Annotated in this window: 20 protein-coding genes and 3 tRNA genes; 19 read left to right on the top strand and 4 right to left on the bottom strand. The window is 72.5% G+C overall.

Going from position 1 to position 21,417, the window contains the following annotated elements; translation table 11 throughout:
* The first annotated feature begins 329 nt into the window (after nt 1-329).
* The 6 genes from AC29IT_RS10600 to AC29IT_RS10575 all read left to right on the top strand — a co-directional run bounded on the left by AC29IT_RS10600 (nt 330) and on the right by AC29IT_RS10575 (nt 4,784).
* Nucleotides 330-764 (top strand): MarR family winged helix-turn-helix transcriptional regulator, encoded by a 435-nt coding sequence (locus AC29IT_RS10600; protein ID WP_255614547.1) that lies wholly within the window; start codon nt 330-332, stop codon nt 762-764.
* A gap of 56 nt (nt 765-820) precedes the next feature.
* A tRNA-Ser gene (locus AC29IT_RS10595) sits at nt 821-905 on the top strand.
* A gap of 610 nt (nt 906-1,515) precedes the next feature.
* Nucleotides 1,516-1,794: a hypothetical protein gene (locus tag AC29IT_RS10590; protein ID WP_488218600.1), complete on the top strand. Its 279-nt coding sequence runs from the start codon at nt 1,516-1,518 to the stop codon at nt 1,792-1,794.
* Between the two features lie 629 nt (nt 1,795-2,423).
* Nucleotides 2,424-3,272 (top strand): L,D-transpeptidase, encoded by an 849-nt coding sequence (locus tag AC29IT_RS10585; protein ID WP_488218599.1) that lies wholly within the window; start codon nt 2,424-2,426, stop codon nt 3,270-3,272.
* Between the two features lie 167 nt (nt 3,273-3,439).
* Nucleotides 3,440-3,913 carry a chaplin family protein gene (locus AC29IT_RS10580; protein ID WP_358440281.1) on the top strand — a complete coding sequence of 158 codons (474 nt, stop codon included), beginning with the start codon at nt 3,440-3,442 and terminating at the stop codon, nt 3,911-3,913.
* 88 nt (nt 3,914-4,001) lie between these two features.
* Nucleotides 4,002-4,784: a hypothetical protein gene (locus tag AC29IT_RS10575; RefSeq protein WP_488218598.1), complete on the top strand. Its 783-nt coding sequence runs from the start codon at nt 4,002-4,004 to the stop codon at nt 4,782-4,784.
* Nucleotides 4,785-5,009: 225 nt separating this feature from the next.
* Here AC29IT_RS10575 and AC29IT_RS10570 read toward each other — a convergent pair whose 3' ends face one another.
* Nucleotides 5,010-5,753: a hypothetical protein gene (locus AC29IT_RS10570; RefSeq protein ID WP_488218597.1), complete on the bottom strand. Its 744-nt coding sequence runs from the start codon at nt 5,751-5,753 to the stop codon at nt 5,010-5,012.
* Between the two features lie 67 nt (nt 5,754-5,820).
* Nucleotides 5,821-6,879, bottom strand: a complete 1,059-nt coding sequence (gene hisC / locus AC29IT_RS10565; RefSeq protein WP_488218596.1) for a histidinol-phosphate transaminase — start codon at nt 6,877-6,879, stop codon at nt 5,821-5,823.
* Between the two features lie 457 nt (nt 6,880-7,336).
* Here hisC and AC29IT_RS10560 point away from each other — a divergent pair, with 457 nt between their 5' ends.
* From AC29IT_RS10560 to AC29IT_RS10545, 4 genes are all read left to right on the top strand, one after another.
* Nucleotides 7,337-8,041 (top strand): dienelactone hydrolase family protein, encoded by a 705-nt coding sequence (locus AC29IT_RS10560; protein ID WP_358440293.1) that lies wholly within the window; start codon nt 7,337-7,339, stop codon nt 8,039-8,041.
* Nucleotides 8,042-8,156: 115 nt separating this feature from the next.
* Nucleotides 8,157-10,142: an acetoacetate--CoA ligase gene (locus AC29IT_RS10555; RefSeq protein ID WP_488218595.1), complete on the top strand. Its 1,986-nt coding sequence runs from the start codon at nt 8,157-8,159 to the stop codon at nt 10,140-10,142.
* Between the two features lie 80 nt (nt 10,143-10,222).
* A tRNA-Ser gene (locus tag AC29IT_RS10550) sits at nt 10,223-10,312 on the top strand.
* Between the two features lie 39 nt (nt 10,313-10,351).
* Nucleotides 10,352-10,424: transfer RNA gene (locus AC29IT_RS10545), tRNA-Arg, on the top strand.
* Between the two features lie 151 nt (nt 10,425-10,575).
* Here the strand turns inward: AC29IT_RS10545 and AC29IT_RS10540 are convergent.
* Nucleotides 10,576-10,881 carry a hypothetical protein gene (locus AC29IT_RS10540; protein ID WP_488218594.1) on the bottom strand — a complete coding sequence of 102 codons (306 nt, stop codon included), beginning with the start codon at nt 10,879-10,881 and terminating at the stop codon, nt 10,576-10,578.
* A gap of 495 nt (nt 10,882-11,376) precedes the next feature.
* Here AC29IT_RS10540 and AC29IT_RS10535 point away from each other — a divergent pair, with 495 nt between their 5' ends.
* From AC29IT_RS10535 to AC29IT_RS10510, 6 genes are all read left to right on the top strand, one after another.
* Nucleotides 11,377-11,814, top strand: coding sequence for a hypothetical protein (locus AC29IT_RS10535; RefSeq protein WP_358440301.1), 438 nt, complete (start codon nt 11,377-11,379; stop codon nt 11,812-11,814).
* A gap of 192 nt (nt 11,815-12,006) precedes the next feature.
* Entirely contained in the window at nt 12,007-12,408 is a 402-nt protein-coding gene (locus tag AC29IT_RS10530; RefSeq protein ID WP_488218593.1) for a VOC family protein, read from the top strand.
* Between the two features lie 108 nt (nt 12,409-12,516).
* A complete protein-coding gene (locus AC29IT_RS10525) occupies nt 12,517-13,674 on the top strand; it encodes a helix-turn-helix domain-containing protein (protein WP_488218592.1) in 1,158 nt (385 codons plus the stop codon).
* A 49-nt stretch (nt 13,675-13,723) separates the two neighbouring features.
* Entirely contained in the window at nt 13,724-14,713 is a 990-nt protein-coding gene (locus AC29IT_RS10520) for a helix-turn-helix domain-containing protein (RefSeq protein WP_488218591.1), read from the top strand.
* Nucleotides 14,714-14,986: 273 nt separating this feature from the next.
* Entirely contained in the window at nt 14,987-15,322 is a 336-nt protein-coding gene (locus AC29IT_RS10515) for a hypothetical protein (protein WP_488218590.1), read from the top strand.
* A 165-nt stretch (nt 15,323-15,487) separates the two neighbouring features.
* Complete coding sequence (locus AC29IT_RS10510) at nt 15,488-17,377, top strand: S9 family peptidase (RefSeq protein ID WP_488218589.1); 1,890 nt, start codon at nt 15,488-15,490, stop codon at nt 17,375-17,377.
* Here AC29IT_RS10510 and AC29IT_RS10505 read toward each other — a convergent pair whose 3' ends face one another.
* Nucleotides 17,378-18,226, bottom strand: coding sequence for a LysR family transcriptional regulator (locus AC29IT_RS10505; RefSeq protein ID WP_488218588.1), 849 nt, complete (start codon nt 18,224-18,226; stop codon nt 17,378-17,380). It lies immediately after the preceding gene.
* A 71-nt stretch (nt 18,227-18,297) separates the two neighbouring features.
* On the opposite strand from AC29IT_RS10505, the gene AC29IT_RS10500 reads away from it, so the two are divergent.
* From AC29IT_RS10500 to AC29IT_RS10490, 3 genes are all read left to right on the top strand, one after another.
* Nucleotides 18,298-18,897 (top strand): short chain dehydrogenase, encoded by a 600-nt coding sequence (locus tag AC29IT_RS10500; RefSeq protein ID WP_358440316.1) that lies wholly within the window; start codon nt 18,298-18,300, stop codon nt 18,895-18,897.
* Between the two features lie 180 nt (nt 18,898-19,077).
* Nucleotides 19,078-19,587 carry a DUF4232 domain-containing protein gene (locus tag AC29IT_RS10495; protein ID WP_358440318.1) on the top strand — a complete coding sequence of 170 codons (510 nt, stop codon included), beginning with the start codon at nt 19,078-19,080 and terminating at the stop codon, nt 19,585-19,587.
* Between the two features lie 387 nt (nt 19,588-19,974).
* The gene (locus tag AC29IT_RS10490) at nt 19,975-21,279 is read left to right on the top strand and encodes a hypothetical protein (RefSeq protein ID WP_488218587.1); all 1,305 of its coding nucleotides are present in this window, start codon (nt 19,975-19,977) and stop codon (nt 21,277-21,279) included.
* Nucleotides 21,280-21,417: the final 138 nt, after the last annotated feature.

Below are 21,417 nucleotides of genomic sequence, written 5' to 3'. Positions count from 1 at the left end.
AAACCGGCAGCGGCACGGCCGGAATCGGGTCCGCGCATCGGGTGCGTTCGAATCGGATCCGCACATCAGGTGCGTTCGGCAAACCGGCAGCGGCACGGCCGGAATCGGGTCCGCACGTCGGCTGCGTTCGGGACGTCAGCTGCGGCACTCGGAATCCCGGGTCCGTCCACCGCCACCGCGCCGCCGCACCCGTTCGGCGCAGGCGGTCCGCGGTGGGAGCCCGGCGGCCCGTCCTGCCGATCCACCCCGGTGATCACCGACCGCGGACTAACCTGGTGGGCGTGATCGATGGGAGCGAAGAGCAGGTCCGCTGGCTCGACGACGACGAGATGGTGGCGTGGCGCTCGTACATCGAGGGCAGCGCACTGCTGGAGCACCGGCTGAACCGGGAGCTGCAGGCCGCGCACAACCTGTCCATCGCCGACTACGAGATCCTGGTGCGGCTGTCCGAACAGCCCGGCAGGCAGCAGCGGATGAGCGAACTGGCCCGCGACGTGGCGCACTCGAAGAGCCGCATCTCGCACCAGATCCGCCGGTTGGAGAACGCCGACCTGGTGCGCCGCAACGACTGCCTCGAAGACGGCCGCGGCGTCCTCGCCGTCCTCACCGACCGCGGCCTCGAAGTCCTGCGCACCGCGGCGCCCACCCACGTCGCAGGCGTCCGCGAGCACTTCATCGACCTCCTGGAACCCGCCGAGAAGCAGGTCCTCGCAGCGGTCTTCGAGCGCCTCCGCACCCGCCTGCACGACCGCCCCGATGCCTGAGCTCGGCCCCTCCCCGCTGTCCTCCGAACCGCCCCAGCGGGCTAGGCTCCGGCCCTGGAAGCGTGGCAGAGCGGCCGAATGCACTCGCCTTGAAAGCGAGCGTCCCGAGAGGGACCGGGGGTTCGAATCCCCCCGCTTCCGCAACGAAGACCAGCACTAACCGAGCCCGGCGAGGATTTCCCCGCCGGGCTCTGTCGCGTCCTGCTCGGATCTTTCGCGGGGATCCGGCGGCTGTCGCTGCAGAACCGCCGGTGCCCGGGTCGAACCCCGGCTGATCCGGAGCACCGAAATCCGCCGCTGATTCCTCCCGTGCGCGCAGTCGACATGAATGGGGCAGGCCATCGTGCTGCGCGGAGTGGGTTCGCTCCGGTCCGTGGTGGGCGCGCTTCGGAGCACTGCTGGGTGTGGCGTCGCTGAGCGTTGCGGGTGGGGCGCGCCGGTGGGGAGTCGGCGGTGCTCGCGGGGCCGGTGCGTGGTCCCGGGAGCGACGTTCTCCCGCACTCCGCCGGACCAGGGCGTCAATGCCCGGAGTGCGGGTGCTCGATGAATCGTTCCGCCGGCCGAACGGTTCCTCGCTGGTCGGTGGCAACGAGCTGCCGACCGTGCAGCCGGCATCGGTGGTGGCTCCGGACGGTCGCCGAGGGGTTTCCCGGGCGGCGCGGGCGAGCCGGCGCCGGTGCGTTCTTCCCGCGAATAGCGTGCGTTCCGGCGATGCGTTCGCTTTCCACCCGTACCTCGACGAGGAGTTCAGATGCGATTCGGCAAGGCCCTGGCGACAGCGGCTCTCTGCGTGGCCGGTGCAGGTGCTTCCCTGCTGGGAACCGGCGTGGCGTCGGCGGGCCCCGAACAGCTCGAGACGCTCCCGACGGTCTACCCCACCTCGGACGCCTGCCTGGACAAGGTCAGGCAGATGCAGAACGACCCGAACACGCCTGATGACTACTACGCCATCTACTGCAAGCCCGTCCACGGCGCGGATTACGACGGTCCGAGCCAGGTCGAGGTCCAGCACGGACCGTGGGTGGACTGAGCACCCCGCCACTTCCTCCGCGGCACCCTCGATCCCCGTCCTCGGACGGGGATCGACGCATTTCCAGGCCGTGATCCCACGGCGCGCGGACGGCACGGTCCGGCGGGGTCGACCGGGACCGTGGCCCGCGCGGCCTGTCGGCGAAGGTCGGGCCCGGGTCCGGCCGAGCCGGGCTGCACCTCGCATTTCGCGCCGCACGCCGCCGAGCGGTGGCGGTCCGGCGGAACACGGAGGACGCTGATCACGGGATCGGCCGAACACCGCTGTTCGAGCTCATCCGGCAGCGGGCCGCCGGCCCACGCGAATCCCCCGAAATGGGTCACCCGAAACGGTGAAGTTATGTACCCAATGGTGGGACAACGAATTCTCGGCGTTTCCGGCAGATCCACCTGAAACGCCGGTTTCCGCTGCTCAGCAACGAATTCGACGCAACGGCACCACCGTGCACGTGCGTACCTTTCCGTTTGGAGCGGTCCAGGCGGTGGGTTAGCGTCCGCCCGGCACCTGATCGGCGGTACCCGGTGATCCGGCACCTCCCCCGATCGGACCGAACTTCCGAATGCCCTTCGGCATTCCCCCACCGCATCGCCGCACCCGGCAACGACCGGGCCAGGAACCGAGGACGAGCCATGACTGCGCGAACGCGATCCGCCCCGAGCGCCCCGGCACGCCGCCGGGTGCTCGGCCGCGCGCGATCCTCGCTGCTCGCCGGTGGCCTCGCGGCGTTGCTCGCCGGGTGCGGGGGCGGTGCGCTGCCACCTGCTCCGGCAGCGGATCACGCCGCCTCCGCACCGGCCGGACAGGCCGACCGGATCGACCTCACCGGACTCCCCGAGGCCAGCACCTTCGGCGACCTCGAGGGCGCCGCCGCCGACCCCGCACCGCAGGTCGGCACCGACGGGGTCGTGCTGCGGATCGAGCACGACGTGGCCGTGCACGACGCGCCCGGCGGCACCCCCTTCGCGCGGCTGCCCGCCACCCAGCTCGGCAACCCGACCTGGGTGCCGCTGATCGCCCGGAACCGCGGCTGGGGCCAGGTGCTGCTGCCCTCCCGTCCCAACAGCAGCACCGGCTGGGTCCACCTCGACGGCGCTCCCGTCACCCAGGCCCGCACGCCGTACCACGTCGACGTCGACGTGGACGCGCGTCGGCTCGTGGTGTGGGAAGGCGACCGGAACATCGGCAGCTGGACCGTCGGCGTCGGCTCGTCCGACTCCCCGACACCCCGCGGCCGGACCTACCTGATGGCCGCGATCGAGGAAACGGTCACCAAGTTCAGCCCCATCATCCTTCCGCTCGGTACGCATTCCGAAACGTTCAACAGCTACGGAGGCGGACCGGGAACCGTCGCACTGCACGGCTGGCCGGACCCGGCCGTGTTCGGCGAAGCAGCCAGCGACGGATGCGTGCGAGTGCCGCCGGATGCATTACGGCTGCTGAGCACGCTCCCGCTGGGAACACTCGTGCTGCTGCACTAGCAGTCGCGAACAGCGGAGCGGAACGCGGCGGGAAGGCGGCAGGGCGAACGCGGTCCTGGCGCGACCGGCCGGGCGGAACCGAACACGGGAAAGCCGGCCACCACAGAAATCCCGGAAATCGAAACGAAGGAAGTGCGACAGTGCACAAAAAAGCACGCTTCGCCGGTGTGATCACCGCGACCGCTGGCTTGTTGCTCGCAGGCGCTCCGGCGTTCGCCGACAGCGCGCACAACGACGGGATCAACGTCGGCAACGACAACGACGCGAGCATCGCTCCGATTCAGCTGTGCGGTAACAGCGTCGCGGTCGTCGGCGCGGTGGTCGACATCCTGTCGCCGCAGTCCGGCAGCTGCGACAACGCTCCGGTCGGGGACCACCCCTCGCACAAGCCGGACCACGAGAAGCCGGAGAAGCCCGGCCACGGTGGCGACTGCGACGACAACGACTGCGGCGGCTGCGACGACTGCGGCGAGCTCCCCGAGCTGCCCGGCCCCGGTGGCCCCGGACCGGGTGGGCCTGGCCCCGGCCCGGCTCCCGCGCCCGCACCCGCGCCGAGCGCTCCCGAGCAGGTCTCGCCCGCAGAGCTGCCCGCCGCGCCCAGCCCGGTGGCGGTCGCCGGCCACGCCGCCGTGACCGGCTGACCGGTTTCGCCCCGATTCGCACCGTGCCCGCACCTCGTTCCGACCCGCACCGTGGTCGGCGAGGTGCGGGCACGTGCACAGTGGTGACATGTTGATCCGCATCCCCACGCCCGGCGACGTCCTCGGAATGGCCCGCTCCACGGTCGGCTGGGCGGTGGAGTCCGCCACCACCGTCGCCGCCGCTCCCGCCCGGGTGCTGGGTCTGGTCGACGGCGTCGAGACCCTGCTGCACCGGGTGAACGCCGTCGTCGACGGCGCCGAGGAGATCCTCGCCCGCACCGGCCGCACCGTCGACGAGGTCGACGAGGTGCTGCGCGAAGCCAAGGTCGTGGCGGCCGCGGCAGGCCGCACCGTCGAAGCCGCGAGCACCATCTCCGCCGAAGCCCAGACCATCGTCGAGTCCGCGGGCGCCGTCAGCGACACCGCCGCGAGCACCGTCCGCGACGTGCAGCGGACCGCCGCGGTGGCCGACGAGCTGCTCGCCGCCTACGAACCGCTCGCGCGCAAAGCGGCCCCGATGGCGCAGTTGTTCGTCGACGAGCTCTCGCAGAAGGAGGTCGACGCGGCGATCCGCCTCGTCGACGAGCTGCCGGTGCTCACCGAGCACGTGCTGTCCGACGTGCTGCCGATCCTGCGCACCCTGGACAAGGTGGGCCCGGAGATCCACGAGCTGCTCGAGGTCACCCACGACGTGCGCCGCGCGATCGTCGGCATCCCCGGCTTCCAGTTCTTCCGCCGCCGCGGCGGTGAGCGGGTCAGCGAAGAGGCGGTCGCCGCCAAGCCCGCCGAGGAACGGGCCGAGGAGCGGGCCGAACAGCGGGCCGTGGCCGCGGCACCCGCCCAGGACGAGATCGGCTCGGCCGCGCGCTGAACCGGCGGGATCTTCCACTCGAAAGTGCGATCATGCTGGCTGCGCACGACGTTTCCGCCGGCTGCGCGGCTAGATTCGCTGTCGGTGTGGTTCGGCTGCGTGCTCGTCGCGGTCGTTGCGGTCCGACCGGCGGTCACACCTCGCGGGGTGTCCGGCGGAGTACTCCCCCTCTCTTCGCCGGGCACCACCGTTCCGCCCTTCCCCTCGCCGCAGCCGGGAATCCGGTCAGTCGAGGAGGGACCGGGTGAGCCCGGTGATCGTCTCCGCTGCGGTGTCCCAGCCGGTTCCGGCCGGGTGCAGCGTGCAGACGGCGACGATCAGCAGCCGGTCGCCGCGGCGCACCAGGCCGCTGGTGTGCATCGCCGGGTGTTCCAGGTCGATCCGCTCGTCCGGGATCCTGCGCCGTTCGGCCGCCGGTTCGGGGGGCGTCTCGTTCGGCCCGAGCCCGAAGCCCGACCAGCCCTGCTTGAGCGCGTCCACCTCGGCCCCGGCGGCGGGGAGGCCGAAGGTCTGGTCGAAGCCGTCGGTGCCGTGCCGGGTGAACCGCCGCAGCTGCTCCAGCACGAAATCGCCCGCGCTCCCGGCGGTCCGCAGGTGCCGCAGCGCCAGCACCACGTCGGCGGCGGTGAGCACCACGTAGCCCCACATGTCCGGGTCGCGCGGCGGTTCGGTCCCGGTGAGGCCGATCTCGGCGACGGTGCGGTGCACGATCCGCTCCCGGCCGCCGCGGTCCCACAGCTCGCTCGCCGCGTCGTCGTCGCTGGAGCGCAGCATCGGTTCCAGCAGCGCCCGTTCGGCCGCGGACGGCTCGCCGCCACGCCGCAGGTGGTCGAGCGCGATGAGCGGTTTCACCAGCGAAGCGGAGCGGTAGCGGTGCCGTTCTCCGTGCCGCCGCAGCACTTCCGCCGTGTCGGCGTCCACCACGAGCCAGCTCGCCCGCACTCCGCCCGGAACGTGTTCCGCCGCCATCACCGGCCCCCGATCTGCGCGTTGTGCGGGCACGGTAGCAACGCGGGGGCCGGTGGATCGAGCTTCGTCAGCCGTGCAGCGGGAAGGACTTCGCGGCGCCGAGCAGCAGATCGTTCTCCGCGGTGTCGCCGATGGTGATGCGCACGCCGGAGCCGGCGAAGGCGCGCACCACGACGCGTTCGGCGAGGCAGTGCTCGTTGAACTCGCCGGTGCGCTCGCGCAGCGGCAGCCACACGAAGTTCGCCTGCGTCTCGGGGACGTCGTGGCCGAGGGCGAGGAGTTCGTCGCGCACCCGCACCCGTTCGGCGCTGATCGCGGCGCAGCGCGCGCGCATCTCGTCCTGCGCGGCCAGCGAGGCGATCGCCGCGGCCTGGCCGACGGCGTTGATGCTGAACGGGATGCACACCTTGCGCAGCGCTTCGGCGACGTGCGCGGGCCCGATGGCGTAGCCGACGCGCAGCCCGGCGAGGCCGTAGGCCTTGGAGAAGGTGCGCAGCGCGAGCACGTTGTCGTAGCGGGCGGTGAGTTCGACGCCGTCCGGCACGTCCGGGTCGGTGACGAACTCGCGGTAGGCCTCGTCGAAGACGACGAGCACGTCGGAGGGCACCGCGTCGAGGAACCGCTCCAGCTCGGCGCGGCGCAGCGCGGGACCGGTCGGGTTGTTCGGGGAGCAGACGAACACCAGCCGGGTCCGCGGAGTGATCGCGGCGGCCATCGCGTCGAGGTCCACGGCGTGCTCGGCGGTCAGCGGCACCTGCACCTCGGTGGCGCCGACGATCTTGCTGAGGATCGGGTAGGCCTCGAAGGACCGCCACGGGTAGACGACGGTGTCCTCGGCGGTGCAGGTGATCTGGACGAGCTGCTCGCACAGGGCGACGGAGCCGCAGCCGACGGCGATGCGGCCCGGATCGACGTCGAGGCGGGTGGCGAGCTCCTCGGTGAGGCGGGCGGCGCCGATGTCCGGGTAGCGGTGCGCGTCGGCGGCGGCGCGGGCGATGGCCTCGGTGACGCCGGGCAGCGGACCCGCGGAGACCTCGTTGCTGGCGAGCTTGAGCGATCCGGCGACGGTGCGGCCGGCGACGTAGGCGGGCAGCTGGTCGAGGTCGGGGCGGATGCGGACGGTCATGCGGGGCTCCCTCTGCTCGGGCGGTGCCGCCGCTTCGCCGCCGGTAGCACCGCCCGACCACTGTAGAACCGGGGTCGCGGCGCTGACCTCGACGGGGAGGCCCAGAATCCGTGCGGCCGAGGCGGAGCTCCGGTTCGGCAGCGCGGAACCGGGCGGCTGTGCGGCGGTTCCACTCTGCTCGGCGACGGGGTTGGCGCCGATCGGGTGTAATGCCGAACACACTTGCGGTTCGACCTCCGACCTGCACCGGAACCGCACCACGTGGCCCGCCGTGGGACTGGTCGAGGGCGTCGCCGCACGTGGCGCGGCCCTTCCCCGGCGCCGCCGCGGGTCCCGCGGTGCTCCGCGGGCGGCGCCGGGGCGGGAACGCGGCGGGGGCGACGGTGTGTCAACCGGACTCCGCCATCCGGTTGATCACGTTGACTGTTGTTCACCCATGCCTGATTACCTGAACGGCATGACCGAAACCCGGACCGAGACGCTCGCGCTCACGGACGGCACCGAGCTCCGGATGACCGTCGCCGAGCCGGAGAACGTCGTGCGCGGCGGGCTGGTGGTGCTGCACGAGGCGCGCGGCGTCACCGACCGGGTGCGTTCCCTGGTGGGCAACCTCGCCGATGAGGGCTGGCTGACCGTGGCGCCGCACCTGTACCACCGCGAGGGCACCGACGAGTTCTCCGACGACCACGCCGAAGAGCACGTGCAGGACCACGTCCAGCGACTATCGGGCGAGTCGATCCTGGCCGATTCGGACGCCGCGTTCGTGTGGCTGACCGACCAGGGCGTGCCGGGCGACCGGCAAGGGGTGATCGGGTTCGACATCGGCGGTTCGGCCGCGCTGGTGGTGGCGGCGAGCCGCAGCCTGGGCGCGGCGGTGACGGTCGGCGGTGGCGGCATCCTGAGCCCGCTGTCGGACGGGCTGCCCGCGCTGGTGGAGATCGCCGGGGAGCTGGCGGGCCCGTGGCTGGGGATCTACAGCGAGCTGGACGCCCGCATCCCGACGGCCGAGGTGGACAAGCTGCGGGAGGCCGCGGAGACCGCCCCGGTGGCGACGGACGTGGTGCACTTCGCCCGCAGCGAGCACCGGTTCGACACGGACCTGGACGCGGCGGCGGAGGCCTGGCAGCGCGCGCGGAACTGGCTGGACACCCACCTGCGCTGAGTTGCGCACAGCCTGTGGACAACCTGTCCACAGGCTTGTGCACAACCTGTTTGCGGTGCGCATCGAGCAGTTCGGCTATGGCGTCGGCGCCCGGTCGTGGGTTAGGAAAGCACTCATGACATCGAGCACCGGCGCCGATCGAAGCCCCGAAGTCCTGTGGCGGCCCACCGCGGAACAGGTGGCGGGCACCCGCCTCGCCGAGTTCCGCGAGTGGCTGCGCACCGAACGCGGCCTGGATCTGCCGGACTACCCGGCGCTCTGGGAGTGGTCGGTGTCGGACCTCGAAGGCTTCTGGGGCGCCGTCGCGGACTTCTTCGACGTGGCCTTCCACGAGCGCGCCGAGCGGGTGCTCGAGGCCGAGGTGATGCCCGGTGCGCGGTGGTTCCCCGGCGCGACCCTGAACTACGCCGAGCACGCGCTGCGCGGCGGACCCGGCAAGTCCGACGAGGACGTGGCGATCGTGTTCGCGCGGGAGGACGGGGCGGGCGCGGAGCTCACGTTCGGCGAGCTGCGCGCGCGGGTCGCGGCGGCGCGCGCGGCGTTCGCCGAACTGGGCGTGCGCCGCGGCGACCGGGTGGCGGCGCTGGCGCCGAACTGCCCGGAGACGCTGATCGCGTTCCTGGCCGCGGCGAGCCTCGGGGCCACCTGGTCCTCGTGCTCGCCGGACTTCGGGGTGCGCGCGGTCGCCGACCGGTTCGTGCAGATCGAGCCGACCGTGCTGGTCGCGGTGGACGGCTACGCGTACGGCGGCCGCACCTACGACATCCGCTCCACCGTGGACGAACTGCGCGGGCTGCTGCCCGGCGCGTCGGTGGTGCTCGTCGACTACGTCGGAACCGGCGGGCTCGACGGCACCGCGGACTTCGCGGCGCTGCTGGACCGGCACCGCGGCGCCGAGCTCGCCTTCGACCCGGTGCCGTTCGACCACCCGCTGTGGGTGCTGTACTCCTCCGGCACCACCGGGCTGCCGAAGGGCATCGTGCACGGGCACGGCGGCATGGTGCTGGAGCAGCTCAAGGCGATCGGGCTGCACGCCGATCTCGGCCCGGGTGACACGTTCCTGTGGTTCACCACCACCGGCTGGATGATGTGGAACTTCCTCGTCGGCGGCCTGCTCACCGGGACCCGGCTGCTGCTGTTCGACGGCAGCCCCGGGCACCCGTCGCTGGACGTGCTGTGGGACCTGGCGGAACGGCACCGCGTCACCTACTTCGGCACCTCGGCGCCGTTCGTGCAGAGCTGCCTGAAGAAGGAGCTGCGCCCCGCCGAGCACCACGACCTCGGCGCGCTGCGCACCGTCGGCTCCACCGGTTCCCCGCTGAGCGTCGACGGGTTCCGCTGGATCGCCGAGCACGTGGGCGCGGACGTGCAGATCGCCAGCGTCTCCGGTGGCACCGACCTGTGCACCGCGATCGTCGGCGCGGCGCCGGACGTGCCGGTGTGGCTCGGCGAGATCTCCTGCGCGCTGCTCGGGGCCGCGGTGCGGTCCTACTCGGAGGACGGCGCGGAACTGCACGGCGAGGTCGGCGAACTGGTGCTCACCAAGCCGATGCCGACGATGCCGGTGTTCTTCTGGAACGACCCCGACGGATCGCGGCTGCACGAGGCCTACTTCGACACCTACCCGGGCGTGTGGCGCCACGGCGACTGGATCGAGGTCACCGACCGCGGCAGCCTGATCATCCACGGCCGCAGCGACTCCACGCTCAACCGCGGCGGCATCCGGATGGGCACCGCCGAGTTCTACCGCGTCGTGGAGGCCTTCGAGGAGGTCGCCGATTCGCTCGTCATCGACACCTCCGGCGCGAGCGGTGAAGGGGAGCTGCTGTGCTTCCTGGTGCTCGCCGCGGGCGCCCGGCTGGCGGACGTCGAGGGCGAGCTGAAGCGGCGGCTGCGCGACGAGCTGTCCCCCCGCCACGTGCCGAACCGGTTCCTGCTCGTCGACGAGATCCCGCAGACGCTCAACGGCAAGAAGCTGGAGGTTCCGGTGAAGAAGATCCTCGCCGGCGGCGACCCGGAACGCGCCGTCAGCCGCGACGCGCTGCGCAATCCGGCGGCCCTCGACCCGTTCGTGCAGCTCGCGGCGGGTGCGAACGGCTGAACGATCGTGGACCGACCCCCCTGCGCGGAGGCGTGAACGGGCCGTGTACTCTTTTCCCCAGTGGCCGAGAGGGACTGCCGGGAGGCTTCGCCTAGTCTGGTCTATGGCGCCGCACTGCTAATGCGGTTGGGGGTCACGCCCCCTCCCGGGTTCAAATCCCGGAGCCTCCGCAGGGGTTCCCGCCCAGGCGGGGATCCACAACTGAACAAGCGCCCGTAGCTCAACGGATAGAGCATCTGACTACGGATCAGAAGGTTAGGGGTTCGAATCCCTTCGGGCGCACGTCTGGTCGAGACAGCAGAAACCCCCTACTTAGTCGCAGGGGGTTTCTTGCTGTTCGGGGGCGGGTGACGGCGACCGGGCCTCCCCGCCGACCTGATCGTTCTGCCGCCGACCGCGCCGTCGAGCACGTCGGCACCGGTTCCCGTCCCGGCTACGGTCGCGGGAGCAGCACCGCCACCTCGGCCATCCCGTCCAGGACCGCCGGGGGCAGGTTCCCGCTCACCGGCGCCGCCTCCGCTCGCACGAAGAGCGTGCCCTTCGCGGTGGACTCGTAGTGCTCGCCGGTGAAGGACACTCCCCGCGCGGCGAGGACGCTGCTGCCCAGCGCCCTGATGTCCCCGGTCCCGTCCCGGCGGTCCAGCCGGTTCAGCGCGCGCGCATCCCGCGTGCTGCCGGTCCGCACCCAGGCGACCGACACGACCGCGGTGCCGCCCTGCTCGTCGGCGAGCGGGATCAAGGTCCGCGTCAGGGAGCGGCACCGGTGCCCGACGAAGAACTTCCACCGCGGCCCTTCTTCCCGTTGATCGGCCGGACCCGGCCTTGCTCATCCGTGTAGAAGCCGTTCGGCACGCCCACCCCTTGTCCGATCGATGCAGGAAGGGTCCGATCTTCGCCAGCGGGAGCCTCCACTACTCCGTTTACCGGATGAATCACCTGAAAGGACCTCCAGCGCGCCGTGGAAACCGGACCGAACGCGCCGGGATTTCCCCGGTCGAATCCGGCGATCGAAGAACGGGAGATCTCCGGATGCGCTTCCGATCGCACGGGAAACCGACGTTCGCAAGGGTTTCCCCGTTTCTCGAAACGTGCCGTTTCGGCCTATCGGCTGTTTTTTCGCGTTCGGACCGGCTCCTCGGCCGAGGTGACCGGCCGCGCGGGCCGACAGGATTCGTGATCGGAATTCCGAGGCCGCCGCGGCGGTGCTCGGACCGGATCAACGCGAGGAGTCGCAATGCAGTTCAACGCGAAGAAGATCGTGGTCTCCGGTGTGGTGGCCGGTGCGGTGCTGGCGCTCGGCGGAGGTGTCGCCGTGGCCGCGAACCAGGAGCAGGTCTCCCCCGAGATTCCGAGTTCGCACGCGGCCGAACCGGGGCACGAGGGCGAGGGCAAGTACACCGCCGGGGACTACCGGCTGCACGTCAGCGAGCTCACCGACGACGGCGAAGGCTTCGGCACCACCGTCGAGCCCGGCACCACGTACTACTCGAAGACCCTGCACGGCAGCGAATCGTGGCAGCCGACCGTCCTGAAGTTCTCCGTCGGTGCCGAGGCGGACGGGCCGGTCGTGTTCAGCTACCCGATCCCCGCGGACGGCCAGGGCGTCGACTGCGTCGCGTCCGGTACCGAGGCCGATCCGACGGTGGAGTGCGTGACCACGCCCGCCGCCTGATCGGACGCACCCGCCGGCCGGCCCGGTGCCGTGATCCGCGCCGATCCACGGTCCCGGCGCGCCACCGGGCGCACCGGTCCGGCCGAGCCGAAGGAAACCCCCTCCCCACAGGGGGTTTCCTGCTTTCCGGGACCATTGCGGAACGGCACTGCCGTGCGCGAAGCTGATCGGCGATCCGCCGGGGAGGACGCCGTGCACCTGGACCTCGTGACGATCGTCGTCGACGACTACGACCCGGCGATCGACTTCTTCGTCGGCACCTTGGAATTCGAACTCGTCGAGGACTCGCCGGCGACCACCGGCGACGGCCGGGCGAAGCGGTGGGTCGTCGTGCGGCCGCCCGGTGCCGCGACCGGAATTCTGCTGGCCCGCGCGGACGGCGAACGGCAGTCCGCCGCGGTCGGCGAGCAGACCGCCGGGCGGGTCGGGTTCTTCCTGCGCGTGGACGACTTCGACGCCGCCTTCGCGCGGTTGCGGGCGGCGGGCGTCGCATTCGCGCGTCCCCCGCGCAGCGAACCCTACGGCCGCGTCGCGGTCTTCCTGGACATCGCGGGGAACCGCTGGGACCTGCTCGGCCCGGTCGCGGCCGACTGACCGGTTGCAGAGCCGATCTCGTACGGGCGAGTCCGCCGAGGCCCGGGCGCACCGCTGGCAAGGTGGACCGCTCGCCGGGTCGGATTCCCGGCGGGGAAGGGGCGAACGATGGCCGAGAGCTTCGGGCAGGCGCTGCGGCGCCTCCGCCGCACCGCGGGGCTGACGCAGCTGCAACTGGCGCAGCAGGTCCACCTGGGTCAGAGCGACATCTCGCGGTATGAGAGCGACCGGCAGCACCCGGACGACCAGGTGGTCCACGCCTTGGAACAGCTCCTCGCCGCAGGCGGTCGACTGGCGCGCGCCACCGGCGACGACGACGGGAACGCGCAGGCGCTCGAACTCATTCGGCGAGCCGGAGCTTCCGACCTCGGCGGGGACGTCCTCGACCTGCTGGAAGCCGCGTTCGACACCGCCGCCACCGACTACTGCGCCGAGGATCCGGCCGTGCTGCTGCCGCAGGTCGCCGAGCACTTGGACCACGTGCAGGGGCTCCTCGACGCGTCGCGGAAGACGCTCGCCGAACATCGGCGGTTGGTGGGCCTCGGCGGTTGGCTGGCGCTGCTGCGGGCCACGTTGCACATCGACCTGAACGAGCACGCGCGCGCCTCCGCGTGGCTGCGCAGCTCCGCGGCCCTCGCCCGGCACGCCGGGGACGACGAGGCGCTGGCCTGGTGCTTCGAAACCGATGCGTGGCGCGTGCTCAACACCGGCGACTTCCGCACGGCGCTGCGGCTGGCCGCCGCGGCGCTGGAGCACGCCCCGGTCGGCGGGTCGGCGGAGATCCAGGCGACCGTGCAGCTCGCCCGCATCCAAGCCCGCCTCGGCGCCGCGGACGCGACCTACCGGCACCTGGACTCCGCGCACGTCCTCTCCGCTCGCAAGGGGGTCCCGGCGCAGGCGGAACACCACTACCGGTTCGATCCCGCGAAGACCGACTCGTTCACCGCCACCACCTTGGCGTGGCTCGGCGACGACGAGGCCGAGCGCAGCACCCGCCGCGCCATCGAGATGTTCGCGCCCACCGGAACCGGCCCCAACCCGCGAGCTCGCCGGTACGCGGCCGCGCAGATGGACCTGGCGCTGATCAGCGCGAAGAACTCGCGGCTGGACGAGGCCGCCGCGGCGGCCCGCGTCGCGATCGACACCGGGCAGGTCGCGCCGTCGAACTGGTGGCGCATCGCGGAAGTAGTCAGCACCGTGACCGCCGCCCGGTCCCCGGCCGCTCCAGAACTCCAGGCGTCCTACCAGCGGCTGGTCGGCCGCTGACCGCGCAGCTGCGGAGCCGTGCACCACGAGCTGATGGAAGGGGCGAACGATGGCCGAGAGCTTCGGGCAGGCGCTGCGGCGCCTCCGCCGCACCGCGGGGTTGACGCAGAGCGCGCTCGCGCGCCACGTGCACGTGGACCAGGGCAACATCTCCCGGTACGAGCACGACCGGCAGCGGCCCGACGTCCGCGCCGTCGCCGCGCTCGACGAAGCGGTCGGTGCCGCCGGAGCGCTGCGCAGGCTCGCCACCGGTGTCGCCGAGGACGTGCTCGACGATGCGGACCGAACGCGGATCGAGCGGGTGCTGGACCGGCCGCACACCCTCGACGGCGGCACCGTCACCGCCCTCGCCGGAGTGCTCGCCGCGCAGCGCAGGCTCGACGACGTGCTCGGGCCGGTACCGCTCATCCCGCCCACCCTCGCGCACGCGCGACTGGTCACCGGACTGGTGCGGCAGGCTGCTGGACCGCACCGGCCCGCGCTGGCCGCGGTCGCCGCCGAATGGGTGCAGTTCGCCGGGTGGTTGTACGCCGAGGACCGGCAGGACCCGGAAGCGCTGCGGTGGCTGACCGAAGCCGAGCAGGCCGCCGACGAGATCGAGGACGGCGTGCTCGCCGCTCAGGCGGCGAACTTCCGCGGCTACATCGCCCGCCAGCAGCAGAACTGGCGCGGAGTGGCTCGGTGGTTCCTCACCGAGCACCACACCCCCGGTGCGAGCGTCCACCAGCGCATCGGGGCCGCCGCTCAAGCCGCGCACGGGGCGAGCCGCCTCGGTGATCGGGACGGTGCACGACGGCTCCTGGACACCGCCGCCGAGCTGCTGGAGGAATCCGGGCAGCGGCCGGCCCCCGGCACCGCCTACTGGCTGACCCCCACCTTCCACCGGCTCAACCTCGGCATGGCGACCCTGGACATGGGCCTGCACGACGTCGCCGCCGACCACCTGGGCAGCGGACTCGACGGCCTGCCGGAGGACCAGCGGCACGCGGCGTGGACCGGCGAGTACCGCACCGCGCACGCCCAGGCGCTCGCCCGCTGACCGGATCCCATGCGGCCCCATGCGCATGGGGCGCATAACCGTCAACCTGCGGCGATCGGGCGTCGAAGGTCGGGGTATGTCGCGACTGCCGCCGCACCTCGTCCGCCGGTTCCGCTCCGCGCTCGGAACCCGGATGCTCGGTGCGCGCCGCGACCGCCCCACCCGGGAACGACCGCGGGTCCCCGGCCGCGGCCCGGGTGGGGTTCCGGCGGGGCCGGTGCCCTCCCCGACCAGCACCGGCCCCGCCACCGGACCCACGGGAACGGCGTTCCGATGAGGCCGCTGCGGCCCGCCGGGACCTGGACCGACGCGGACGGACGGGTGCACGTCCGGGACGTGAGGAGCGGATCGGCGTTCTGCGGGGTCGGCGTGGACCGCGCCACCAGCGGTCGGGCGCGCTCGGGGTGCGCGGAATGCGGCGCGGTGCTGATCGAGAGCTGGGGGCGCGACCACTCGTGCGGGCCGGACTGCCGACCACCGCTGCCCCGGCGCGAACCGGGAGCGGCGCTGGACCGGCGCCTGGCCTGGAGCGGGCGGATCGAGCCGACCGGGGCGGATCAGGACCTGTCCTTGCTGGAGCGGGTGCTCGACCGGCTGCGGTCGCTCTGACCGGCCGGGGCTGGGCGCGCGCTCCGTCGGACGTCGGCGGAGATCCGCCCTCGCCGCGGCGCGAGTGGCTCGGGTCACGGGAAATCGGCTTGAGCATGCCGCGACGGCACGGAGTCGACTGTGGTCACGGCGGCCGACGGGGCCGTCGGAGAGGAGAGATCCGACATGGCCCTGCCCGACATCCTCCCGGTGGAAGCGCTCTTCGACTCGCCCGAGCGCGCCGGCGCCACGATCTCCCCGGACGGGACGCGGATCGCGTACCTGGCGCCGTGGAAGAACCGGCTCAACGTGTGGATCCGCGGGGTCGAGGACGACTCCGAGACGCGGTGCGTCACCGCGGACGAGACGCGCAGCGTCACCGACTACCACTGGACCGACGACCCGCGCTGGCTGCTGTACGTGCAGGACGCGGGCGGCAACGAGGACTGGCACCTGTTCCGCGTCGACCTGGACGACCCGGACGCGCCCGCGGTCGATCTCACGCCCTACCCGCCCGGGGTGCGGACCTCGATCGGGCAGCAGCGCCCGGACCGGCCCGGCAAGGTGCTGGTGCAGGTCAACGCCCGCGAGCTCGACCGGTTCGACCTGGTGGAGATCGACATCAGCACCGGCGAGTCGACCGTGCTCGCCGAGAACCCCGGCACCGTGCTGGACTGGCTGCCCGGCGCCGAGAACTACGCCCGCAGCCTCACCGAGAACGGCGACCTGGAGCTGTCCCGCCACGATCCGGCAACCGGCGAGCTGACCCCGATCACGACGTTCACCGGCGACGGCCACCCGATGGGCATCAACCCGTTCGAGCTCGACGCGGACGGCACCGGGGTGTGGCTGGGCTCGTACCGCGACGGGGACCGCGCCGTGCTGGCCCGGTTCGACCTGAGCACCGGCGAGGAGTCCGAAGTGGACTCGCATCCGGAGCTGGACCTCGACGGGGACCGGCGCATCGTCGTGCAGCAGTCCTCGCCGCTGATCCGGGACCGGGCGAGCGGGCGGCTGCTCGGAGTGCGCTACCTCGGCGAGCGGCAGGAGATCCGGGCGCTCGACGACGAATTCGGCGAGGTGCTGGCGAAGCTGGCAGCGCTCTCCGACGGCGACCTCGCGGGGATCTCCCGGGACGACGCCGGGCGCCGCTGGGTGGTGTCGTTCACCCACGACCGCGACCCCGGCGCCACCTGGTTCTACGACCACGCCACCGGGGAATCCCGGCTGCTGTTCCGGCCGTACCCGCACCTCGACCCCGAATCGCTGGCGCCGATGACGCCGGTGACGATCCCCGCCCGCGACGGGCTCCCGCTGCCCGCCTACCTGACCCTGCCGGTCGGAGTGGAGCCGCGCGGGCTGCCGCTGGTGCTGCTGGTGCACGGCGGGCCGTGGTACCGGGATTCGTGGGGCTACTCGCCGGAGGTGCAGCTGCTGGCGAACCGCGGGTACGCGGTGTTGCAGGTGAACTTCCGCGGCTCCACCGGGTACGGCAAGCGGCACCTGGAAGCCGCCATCGGCGAGCTCGCCGGAGCCATGCACGATGACCTCATCGACGCCGCCGACTGGGCCGTCGAGCAGGGCTACGCCGACCCCGAGCGGCTCGCGATCTCCGGCGGCTCCTACGGCGGGTACGCGGCGCTGGTCGGCGTCACCTTCACGCCCGACAAGTTCGCCGCCGCCGTCGACTACGTGGGCATCTCCGACCTGGTCAACTTCACCCGCACGCTGCCGCCGTTCGCCCGCCGCGGGCTGATCAGCAACTGGTACCGGTACGCGGGCGACCCGGACGTACCCGAGCAGCGCGCCGACATGCTCGCCCGCTCCCCCATCACCCGCGTCGACCGGATCCGCACCCCGCTGCTGGTCGCCCAGGGCGCCAACGACGCGCGGGTGGTGCAGGCCGAATCGGACAACATCGTCGCCGCGCTGCGCGAGCGCGGCGTCGACGTCGAGTACCTCGTGAAGGAGGACGAGGGACACGGATTCCTCAACCCGGAGAACCAGATCGAGCTGCACCGGGCCATCGACCGGTTCCTCGCCGAGCACCTCGGCGGCCGCTGCGATCCCGCCTGATCAGAGCGAGCGCAGCACGTGCTCGCGGAAGGCGTCCGTTCCCGGGTGCGTCGGCACCCGGGGCTGGACCAGGTGCACCGTGAGCGGATCGGCGTCCGAGATCGGCAGGTAGCGGACGCCCGGGTACGGGTGGCTGTGCCGGGTGCTCTCCGCGGTGACCCCGACGACGTCGCCGATCGCGATCTCGGTCAGCCACTCGTCCACGTTCGCCACGTCCGCGGTGGCGGGGCGGTGCTGCGGCGGCCACAGCGCGGCACCGCTGGTCGCGGCCGTCTCGCACACCGCGACCGTGCGGTCCGCGAGGTCCGCCAGCCGCACCGCGCCGGACGCGGCGAGCGGATCGTGCTCGGCGACCGCGGCCACCCGCGGCTCGCGGAACAGCGCGACGGCGACGAAGTCCGGGGCCGGGGGCGGCTCGGTGCGCAGGAACGCCACGTCGACCTCCGCGCGCCGCAGCGCCGCATCCGGCTCGGGGCAGCGGTGCAGCCGGACCGGGGAATCCGGGTTGGCCTCCCGCCAGCGCTGGAACAGCGGCACCGTGAGCTCGCCCAACGTCGCCCAGGCGAAACCGACGCGCAGCGAGCGCGGACCGCCCGCCACCTCCGCCAGCGCCTCGTCCAGCTCGTTGAGCAGCCGGTGCGCCCGCTCCTGCAACCGCAGACCGGCCGACGTCAGCACCAGGCTGCGGGTGGTGCGCTCCACCAGCTTCGTGCCGAGCCGGGCCTCCAGCTGCCCCAACGTGCGGGACAGCGCGGGCTGCGTCACGTGCAACGCGGCCGCCGCAGCCGTGATCGTGCCCGCGTCGCCGATCGCGGCCAGCGCGCGCAGGTGCCGCAACTCCACATTCATGACCGCTGAGCATAGGTGCGGCCCGAACAGGCATTTCCCTCGCCCGCACGGCCCGTCCTAGCGTCGGGGGCATGAAGGTTCTCCTGATCGGCGCGGCGGGCAGGCTCGGCACCGCCGTCGGCGACGCGCTCGGCGCGCGCGGCCACGACGTGCTCACCGCCGGACGCACCAGCGGGCGGTTCCGGTTCGACCTCACCGATCCCGCGCAGACCACCGCCCTCTACGAGCAGACCGGCCCCGTCGACGCGGTCGTGAGCGCCGCGGGCGACGTGCCGTACAAGCCCGTCACCGAGATGAGCCCCGCCGACTACGAATCGGCGTTCCGCGGCAAGGTGCTCAGCCAGGTCGAACTGGTGCGGCAGGGCATCCCGCGCATCGCCGAGCGCGGCTCGTTCACCCTCATCACCGGGGTGCTCGGCCGCGACCCGGTCCGCACCAGCAGCGCCGCGTCGATGGCCAACGGGGCCGTCGAATCGTTCGTGCGCGCCGCCGCCGTGGAGATCGCCCCGCAGCGGATCAACGCGATCAGCCCGACCGTGTTCACCGAGAGCCTCGCCGAGTACGGCGATTTCTTCCCCGGCATCCGGCCGGTGGACCTCGCGGACGTCGCGCAGGCGTACGTGCGGTCGGTGGAAGGGGCGGACACCGGGCGGATCTACAGCCTGGAGTGACCGGCGGTTCGTCCCGTTCGCCCGGAGCCGATCGGGCGAACGGGGCATTCCTCCCACCTGCATCCGGCGGACGTGCGAGGGGCTTCGAGGTTGCTCCGATATGAGCAGTGCCACCGCGGAGCATCCTCGGCGCGGCCGGCACGTCTTCAGGAGCAGAAGAACCGCTGAGGAGGAAACACCATGTTCGCGAACATCCGCCGCATCGCCGCTGCCGCCGCCGTGACCGGAGCGGTCGCCGGGATCTCCGTCCTCTCCGCCGGGGCCGCGACCGCCAACCCGAGCGACGCCGCCTGCACCGCCGCCGACGTCGACGTCATGGTCGTCAAGGAGCAGGGCGGTGCCGCCGGGCACGAAGCGTTCCGCGTCGACTACACGGCCGCGAACCCGAACGTCAACTGCAAGCTGCAGGGCGGCCCGCGCGGCGTGGTCTTCACCGAGAACGGCGCGCCGATCCAGGGCGTCGAGGTGGTTCCCGAGAACAGCGCCGCCCAGCCGGTCAACCTGACCGCGACCTCGCCCGCGCACTCGTACCTGATCCAGGCCACCGCGGCCGCGCCGCACGCCGAGGTGCCCACCGGCGTCGAGTTCTCGCTGCCCTCGGCCACCGAGGACGGCCGCGTCGCCACCGACTGGCCCGGCGGCGAGCAGCTCAAGGGCGTGCTGCAGGCGACCCCGGTCGCGCAGGGCTGACCCCCACCGGCACGACGCGGAAGCCCCCTCCGGCGGAGGGGGCTTCCGCACGTCCGGGCCCGGCGCGGCAAGAGCGGTGGAGCAGCGAACCGGGTCCGGACGGAGCAAGCGGCGTTGCGTCGAACACGGAACGTTGCCGGGGAAAATTGCTGACTCCGCGTGCCGGATCAGCGACTCCCGACCCGCCCGATCCGACTCGGCACCACCTTGCGCTGGCGATACGACCTCGATCGATGAACACGTGTGGTGATCGTCGATCGGTTGCGCGCCGAGCCGGAAAAGTCCGAAAACGATTGCGATAGGAAACTCGGACTCGAATCGGTAACAGAGTGCAACTCCACCGCCCCTTCCGGCGATCACAAGGTGACGACTCGAAAGGGGCAAGGAGTGACCGTCACCGAACTCGCCGGAGCCGCCGTCAGCGCGGCGGCTCTGTGCGTCCTGACCGTGCTGCCCGGTGCCGCCCACGCGGAAGCGCAGCCGATCAGCGGGCTCCTCGGCGGCCCGAGCACCACGCAGACCAGCGCCGAGCACACCATCGAACTCCCGCTCCTCGGCGACGCGACCGAACGGATCGACGCGCCGCCCACCAGCTCGGCGCCCAGCACCACCAGCGCCCCCAGCGCCGCGCCCACCAGCGAGGAATCCGCCCGCCCCGGTGACGGCGAGATCGAAGCGCGCTACTCGGCGCTGCCCCGAGCGGTGAAGGACGCCATCGGCAACCCGCTCGGCGACGAGGAGATCGAGCACGACGCGCTGCGCTGGCGCGAGTACGAGCACGCCCGCTTCTACTGGACGCCCGACACCGGCGTGCACATCGTCTTCGGCGGCATCCTCGACCGGTTCGTCGCGCTCGGCGCGCACGACGTGGTCGGCGTGCCCACCACCGACGAGCTCACCGACGACGCGGGCGCCCGCTACACCGAGTTCGTCAGCCTCGACGGCAAGGAGACCGCCTCGGCGATCTACTTCACCAGCGGCACCGGAGCGCACCTGCTGCGCGCCCCCATCCTGGAGAAGTGGTCCGAGCACGGCGCCGGAACCTCGCTCGGCTACCCCACCACCGACACCACCACGACCCCCGACGAACTCGGCGCCTACAACCACTTCTCCCGCCCCGGCGGCGCCTCCATCTACCTGACCAGGGACAACGAGGCGCACGTGGTGCTCGGTGCGATCCGGGACAAGTGGGCCGAATCCGGTTGGGAAGCCGGCCCGCTCGGCTACCCCACCACCGACGAGATCACCGCCGCCGACGGGCGCGGGAAGTACGCCCGGTTCGACGGCGACGGCGAGTTCGCCGCCGGCATCGCGTGGAGCCCGCAGACCGGGGCGCACTCGGTGCGCGGCGCCATCAGCGACCAGTACCTCGAACTCAGCGGGCCGAACGGGCTGCTCGGCTACCCGACCACCGACGAGCTCACCGCCCCCGACGGGCGCGGCCGGTACGCGCACTTCACCGGTGGCGACACCGGGGCGGGCTCGATCTACTGGTCGCCGCAGACCGGGGCCGTCGAGGTGTACGGCGGCATCCGCGCCCGCTGGTCCGCGCTCGGCTGGGAGCGGTCCTACCTGGGCTACCCGGTGCGCGGCGAGCACGACGTGCCGTGGGGTCGCAGCACCGAGTTCGAACTCGGGTACGTCGACTGGCACCGAGATGGCGGACGGGTGGTCGACTTCCCGAAGCGCTGACGGGCGATCCCGGAATCCGGCTGGTACAACGGAAACGGGTCATGATCTGAGGCGGGGGGGGGGGGGGGGGGGGGGGGGGGGGGGGGGCGGGGGGCGGGGGGGGCCCCCCCCCCCCCCCCCCCCCCCCCCCCGCCCGGG

It is taken from the genome of Saccharopolyspora sp. MMCC62, assembly GCF_057736575.1.
Note: the sequence above shows the minus strand (reverse complement) of the source record. Positions and strands in the feature narration are given on the sequence as shown.